The following is a 6,214-nucleotide window of genomic DNA, read 5'->3' on the forward strand; positions in this document are numbered from 1 at the left end:
CCATGGAGAAACTCCCGTTCTTCATCCATGGAACGTCGATCACAGATCAGGCAACGGTGCACAATGTGGGAGCAGAACACCGGTTACGGTGAAGGTCATGATCGCCACCAAGCCTGTCGACTTCCGCAAAGGCGCAGAAGGATTGGCGGCACTGGTGAAGGCTGAGATGGGCGCCGATCCGTTTTCTGGCGCGATCTACGTGTTCCGGGCCAGACGCACGGATCGGATCAAACTGATCTTCTGGGACGGCAGCGGCGTGTGCCTTGTCGCCAAGCGACTTGAGGATGGCGAGTTCCATTGGCCACGAATGCAGGACGGCGCGATGCATCTGACCGCTGCCCAGTTCTCGGCTTTGTTTGAGGGATTGGACTGGAAACGGGTGCATGCGCCGAGCGAAACGCGCATCCCGGTAAAGGCTGGATAGCGGCCGCGACCAATTGAATCAGCGCTGTCCAGCCTCTCGATCCGAGCGGTAAAATATGCTGTTCTCGATCCATGACGATGAGGGCGGACGAGCTTCCGGATGACCTGAACGCGCTGAAAGCCATGGTGCTTTCGCGCGAGGCAGAGAATGCCCGCCTTCGCCAGATCATCAAGGAATTGCAGCGCCACCGCTTCGGCCGCCGTGCCGAGACCCTTCCCGAAGATCAGCTTCTGCTAGGGCTTGAAGAGGCCGAACAGGTCGAGGCTGCCGGGCTGGAAGAGAAGGAGCAGGCGTCGAATGCTCTTCGCCAGTCGCAAGTCGCCAAGCGGCGTACGAACCGGGGTTCGCTGCCGGCACACCTGCCGCGCATCGAGGTCGTGGTCGATATCGATGACCATGCGTGCCCTTGCTGCCACAATGACCTGCATCGGATCGGCGAGGACGTCAGCGAGAAACTCGACATCGTGCCCGCTCAGTTCCGCGTGCTTGTGGTGCGCCGCCCGAAGTATGCCTGCCGGGCTTGCGAAGAGGTCGTTGTCCAGGCCCCGGCCCCGGCAAGATTGATCGAGGGCGGCATTCCGACCGAGGCGACCGTCGCCCAGGTTCTGGTCTCCAAATATGCCGATCACTTGCCCCTTTATCGCCAGGCGCAAATCTACAAACGTCAAGGCATCGACCTCGACCGCTCGACACTCGCCGACTGGGTCGGTCGCGCCGCCTGGCATCTGCGGCCTGTTCACCAGCGTCTGCTCGAACATTTGAAGTCGTCGTCCAAGCTGTTTGCCGACGAGACGACTGCCCCGGTGCTCGACCCGGGACGTGGCAAGACCAAGACCGGCCAGCTTTGGGCCTATGCGCGTGATGACAGGCCGTGGCAGGGAGATGACCCACCCGGTGTCGCTTATGTCTATGCGCCGGACCGCAAAGGCGAACGGCCGATGGCCCATCTCGACGGCTTCGTCGGCATCCTGCAGGTCGACGGTTACAGTGGCTATCGTCCACTCGCGGCAAAGAACACCGTGTCGCTTGCCTTCTGCTGGTCCCACGTTCGCCGCCGCTTCTACGAACTCGCCGCCGCCGGTCCGGCGCCCATTGCCAGCGAGGCGCTCAAACGCATCGCCGAACTTTACAGGATCGAAGACGAGATACGTGGCAGGCCCCACGAGGAGCGTCGAGTTGTCCGTCAGGAAAAAAGTCGCCCGATCATCGACAGCCTCGCTCCCTGGCTGCGTGAACAACTCGGCTACATCAGCCAGAAGACAAAGCTCGCCGAAGCAATCCGTTATGCCTTGTCACGCTGGGACGGCTTGACCCGCTTCATCGACGACGGCCGGATCGAGATCGACTCCAACACCGTCGAACGATCCATCAGGCCAATTGCGCTCAATCGCAAGAACGCGCTATTTGCAGGTTCCGACGCCGGAGCCGAACACTGGGCAACCATCGCGTCTTTGATCGAGACCGCCAAACTCAACCAAGTCGAGCCACTGGCCTATCTCTCAGACATCCTCACCAAGATCGTCAACGGCCATTCAAATAGACTGATCGACGACCTGTTGCCGTGGGCCTACGCCGCAAACCCCGAACTCAAAGTCGTGGCCTGAGAACATCGCTTACATTTCACGAGGTCAGCGGCCTCATTCGGATAGCGTAGCGACGACCGCACCGTTATAGGCGAGAGCAGAAACCATCGTCCGTTGCCCAATCACCCCCTTCGCCCTCATTAAATGCGGCCGTCATAAGCATTGTCTTCGATCACTTCGAAGTTGGGCTTCGCCGGCCGAACTTTGATCGCTTGTGTTTCAGGGCCATTGTGTACGACAAGTTCCGCTGCGATGTCTGCCGTTGGCTTCGCAAATCTCATTCAAGCCTTGAGTTGTGGGCCGATCGTGCCGGATGTGAGCAGCGTCCTTTCGGCCTGTCTGATATTTTCCGACTCATCGAGTTTCGAAAATGTGCTTCTATTTCGCACGCTCGAATGTACTCGCCCGCGGAGTTCAACCGAATCGATGTCGATGCCGGCTTCCAACCCACTTCGTCCAACCCAGACCCAAACGACTGCAAGTCGTTCGGGGGTAATGCCGTAGGTCTGCGTTTACGCTGTTTCGGCACAACGTGTCTCCACTATAGCTATCATTTTCGTCAAATGATTCCCCATCGCCTTAGCGCTGCATCAACCTCTCGACGGATGTCGTCCAGGTGAAGACCTTCCGTTTCCCGGCGAGCGGTTCGGATTGCTTGGTCCGAACGATCAGCTCCACCTCCGAAAGCACCCTCCCGTGGAGGATAGGCCCTCACGACATCCTGCACCTCAACGACGCTCATGTTCCGTTTTCGCAATAGCGTCTCAGCCACCGCGCAAAAAGCATCGATCTTCATGTCCAGAATTGTCTTCGCCCTAACGGATTCTGCGTCGAGAAGTTCGGTGACCGCCTTGCGGAGCCTGAAGTCTCCAGCGCGCAGCAATGCAAGATCGCGCTCTTCCACCAGATCAATCGCCAGCGTGGCTCCCATCCCGTAACACGCTTCCACCTTGGTCGCCATCGCCGTGGCCCTAGCGAGGTCCGATCGCGGATCGCCGCCAGTCTCTGTGAACTCGCCGAAGATCAAGGATTCCGCTCCGAGCCCTGCGAGATACATGCATATCTGATCGAGAAAGTATGATCTTGTCTTCATCGGAAACGTGGGCGTCCTGAATACCGCACCGCCCAGATTGTCTATGCCCGTCGCGAGGACCTTGTCGTTAATGGTTATGCCTTCAAGTTCCATTCCGAGTTCGAGACCGACGATTGCGTGTCCCGCTTCATGAAAAGCGGTCCGCCGCATCTGATCAGCGGGAAGGTCTATCAATGGATTGGCGATCGATGCCACATGTCCGAATTCGAAAGGCTGTCCCTGGCGACGTGCGGTTCGACGACCATCACGAACAAGTTGCTCCAGATCAGCACCTGCCATCCCCAATGTCGACCGGGCGAACCCATCCTCTCGATCTTCGGGCACGGGGAAGCCGGCATGGAATTGAAATATCTGTCGACGGGTAGCAGTGTCCGGCAGCGGGATGATAAAATGCTTGTCGAGACGTCCCGGCCGCAGAATCGCGGGATCGATGTATTCGGGATGGTTTGTTGCTCCGACGACAACGATCCCGCGACGACGTTCGAAGCCATCGAGCAGTTCAAGAAGCCCATTGATGACTTGGCGCGTGTAATCGGCATTGGAACTTCGGTTGGTTGCCCGGCTGCCGACAGCGTCGATCTCGTCGATGAACAGCAACGCCGCGCCTTTCGACCGTGCCTCGGCGAAGCTGTCGCGCATGGCTTTCAACATGTCGTTCAGATAGCCACAGGCCTGCCACTGTGCAGCGGACGTCACCACGATCGGTATGCGGCATGTTCGCGCAAGGGCTTCGGCGAAGAGTGTCTTCCCGGTTCCAGGTGGCCCTGAGATCAGCGCCCCGATATCGACGTCATCCCACGGGATCAGACCGGCTTTGAAATCGTCGAGGTCGCGCGCGAGCTCCAGACCCCAGTCCTTCGCCGCGCCGAGCCCGCTAAGATCGGCCAGTGTCGGCCCAGTGGAAAGCGGTGCAGCCGTCGGCGCTGGTGTACGATCTACGGTGTCCCTTAGTCGACGCAGTGCGGCTTTGACCGGGCGATTAGGTTGAAACGCGTAGACAAGTCACGTCCACGGTACCGACCTGATCATCTCCTCGTCGGCCGACGTTATCGCGTGTCCGTATCGACGAAAGGTCGCCCCGATCTGATGCGCCGTCGGCGTCGGGATCACAGCAATGACGTCTGCGAACAACCTAAGTTCTTCGTCTACCTCATCCACGCTCGAGCAAATCAAAATGCTTTTACCCGCCTCTGCCGCTCGGCGCTGAATTTCCAGTTCCGTCAGTCGGTCGCGCTTAGTAGATTTAAGCGCGCGAACGAACGGTTCGATGTAGCCATGTTGATCCAGAACCTGACGGAGATAGAGGCGACTGGCCGAAACGAAGCTATCCACGGCGTCGACCGTTGGAACCACAACAATGGCAAGGTTCGGTGGTCCCGCGCCAGCGTGATGCCGCAGCGCGGCGACAACCTGACAATAAGCAAGATGGATAGGCACGGTCAGATCGGCAAGATCGGCGGTGTTATCCGGAGCCCACAACGACCGACCGCGCATTCGCAGAATTTTATGTTTCGGCGAGTTTGGCAAGATCGATCACCAGATGAGGATTGAACGTTTTCCGCGACGGCTCGTCGGGGTAACCGAGCGGATTGCACACTACCCGTGTCTTTCCGATCCGATAGTCGCTAGGTGTGTGGATGTGGCCGTGCACCCACAGCAGCGGCTCATATTCAAGTATTCGGCGCTCAAACCGCGATGCGAAGGACGGTGTCAGGCCGTCTCTTAGAAACTGCGGCGGCACCGACATCATGCTCGGCGCATGGTGACTGACGATGACCGTAGGCCGCTTGGGCTGCGACAGGTAAACGTTGTCGATGTTTACCGCCGCCACCCTATGAAGATGCTGGCTTTCCTGAGGTGTGAATTTCTTGAATGGGGTCTTCGAAAGCTTGATCCGCTTAAAATCGTTCAACTCTTCCCGGGCGATTGCCATTGCCAATCGTGGTTCGCCATAGAGATCGAAATCCGTCCAGAGTGTCGCGCCGATGAAGCGATAGCCGTCGATCAGGACCGTGTCCCCGTTCAGCATGAACAAGTCTTCGCAACTCCCAGCCAATTCGTAGCCAATCGCTAATCCCTCTTTGATGGAGCTACGGTAGTATTCGTGGTTACCCGGAACGAACACGACCGGCATGTGGGGAGCGACGTAGTCGCGGAGAAATAGCAAGCTTGCCGCAACGCCGCCGTCGAAGATGTCGCCCGCGCAAAGGCACACGTCAGCGTTAGGAATTTCCATCAACGCGAAGTTCGGGTCTATCTCAAGGTGGAGATCGGAGAAAATCCACGCTCTCATCGCGGCCTCTGCTGAAGGGGCCGCCAATAGCTCGGACTGTTGGGAGTCTGATCAATCAGGCATGGCACCAGTCTCTGACCACACGACCAATACTCACTTTTCACCATATCTGTTTCAAAGGAATGCGACTCACCAATGAATTGCAGGCCGTTTGCCAAATCCCTACCCTTCCAAGAAAACCATAGACTCTGCACCTTCGATTCACGTCTGAGAATCGACAATCAGCCAATGCATTGAGCGTAAAATAGAAGACCTAAATGTCATTTTTCAAGACATTTAATGTCTTTTTTTTAGACAAATTTGACAATCTCAATTTTCGCCGGTTTTTCAACGGCATGAGGTATCCATTGCCACCCGAATTGGTCAGAGCTGCACGCGGCCTACTGGGACTTTCCCAGCAGCAGCTCGCTGACCTAGCTGGTACGAGTATCAAGACGATAAGCCGCCTTGAAAAGGGCTCTGCACCACCATCTAGGAAACTTAACGAGGCGCTGCACTCAGTGTTCGCCGCCTCGAATATTCAATTTACGGCCGCCAATACGGATAGCGGCGAATTAGACGGTGTGGGTGTTAGGAGACGACCGACACAGCCCCATCAAGGCATCAAGGTTCTTTGAAACATAACTGGTCGGAACTTTTGTCCTACATCCTGAACAATGTGTTGCCCGGCCGAGTTAAGCCGAGAAACCCTACGTTCGCTGAAGGGATTTTTCCGATGGGCGAGCCTATTACAAACTAGGGTCTGTGGGGATTCACAAATCAGCGCGAATGTGATTCACGCTTTGGATGGATCGTTTTGTACTGACAGACGCCCAATGGGC

The 6,214-nt window shown here is 57.1% G+C and carries 6 protein-coding genes; 3 read left to right on the forward strand and 3 right to left on the reverse strand.

Features of this window, described 5'->3' with window-relative positions:
• Nucleotides 1-97 precede the first annotated feature (97 nt).
• Both tnpB and E8M77_RS14245 read left to right on the forward strand, forming a co-directional pair.
• A complete protein-coding gene (gene tnpB, locus E8M77_RS14240; RefSeq protein WP_137131312.1) occupies nt 98-424 on the forward strand; it encodes an IS66 family insertion sequence element accessory protein TnpB in 327 nt (108 codons plus the stop codon).
• A gap of 71 nt (nt 425-495) precedes the next feature.
• On the forward strand, nt 496-2,028 hold the full coding sequence (locus tag E8M77_RS14245; RefSeq protein WP_137131313.1) for an IS66 family transposase: 1,533 nt from the start codon (nt 496-498) through the stop codon (nt 2,026-2,028).
• A 538-nt stretch (nt 2,029-2,566) separates the two neighbouring features.
• On the opposite strand, the gene E8M77_RS14250 is transcribed toward E8M77_RS14245, so the two are convergent.
• Genes E8M77_RS14250 through E8M77_RS14260 form a run of 3 tightly spaced genes read right to left on the reverse strand, consistent with a single transcriptional unit; the run spans nt 2,567 to nt 5,393 of the window.
• The gene (locus E8M77_RS14250) at nt 2,567-4,060 is read right to left on the reverse strand and encodes an AAA family ATPase (protein WP_348639907.1); all 1,494 of its coding nucleotides are present in this window, start codon (nt 4,058-4,060) and stop codon (nt 2,567-2,569) included.
• A gap of 42 nt (nt 4,061-4,102) precedes the next feature.
• Nucleotides 4,103-4,627, reverse strand: a complete 525-nt coding sequence (locus E8M77_RS14255) for a hypothetical protein (RefSeq protein ID WP_137131315.1) — start codon at nt 4,625-4,627, stop codon at nt 4,103-4,105.
• A complete protein-coding gene (locus tag E8M77_RS14260) occupies nt 4,605-5,393 on the reverse strand; it encodes a metallophosphoesterase (RefSeq protein WP_137131316.1) in 789 nt (262 codons plus the stop codon). The genes E8M77_RS14255 and E8M77_RS14260 overlap by 23 nt, the downstream gene beginning before the upstream one ends.
• Before the next feature lie 257 nt (nt 5,394-5,650).
• On the opposite strand from E8M77_RS14260, the gene E8M77_RS14265 reads away from it, so the two are divergent.
• Nucleotides 5,651-6,010, forward strand: a complete 360-nt coding sequence (locus E8M77_RS14265) for a helix-turn-helix transcriptional regulator (protein WP_137131317.1) — start codon at nt 5,651-5,653, stop codon at nt 6,008-6,010.
• Nucleotides 6,011-6,214: the final 204 nt, after the last annotated feature.

The sequence above is a fragment of the Rhizobium sp. FY34 genome, assembly GCF_005222845.1.
Lineage (GTDB): Bacteria > Pseudomonadota > Alphaproteobacteria > Rhizobiales > Rhizobiaceae > Neorhizobium.

Excerpts from the sequence above, each read along its gene's own strand:
- tnpB (WP_137131312.1), top strand. The coding sequence starts at position 98 with ATGATCGCCACCAAGCCTGTCGACTTCCGCAAAGGCGCAGAAGGATTG.
- E8M77_RS14245 (WP_137131313.1), top strand. The coding sequence starts at position 496 with ATGACGATGAGGGCGGACGAGCTTCCGGATGACCTGAACGCGCTGAAA.
- E8M77_RS14260 (WP_137131316.1), bottom strand. The coding sequence starts at position 5,393 with ATGAGAGCGTGGATTTTCTCCGATCTCCACCTTGAGATAGACCCGAAC.
- E8M77_RS14265 (WP_137131317.1), top strand. The coding sequence starts at position 5,651 with ATGTCATTTTTCAAGACATTTAATGTCTTTTTTTTAGACAAATTTGAC.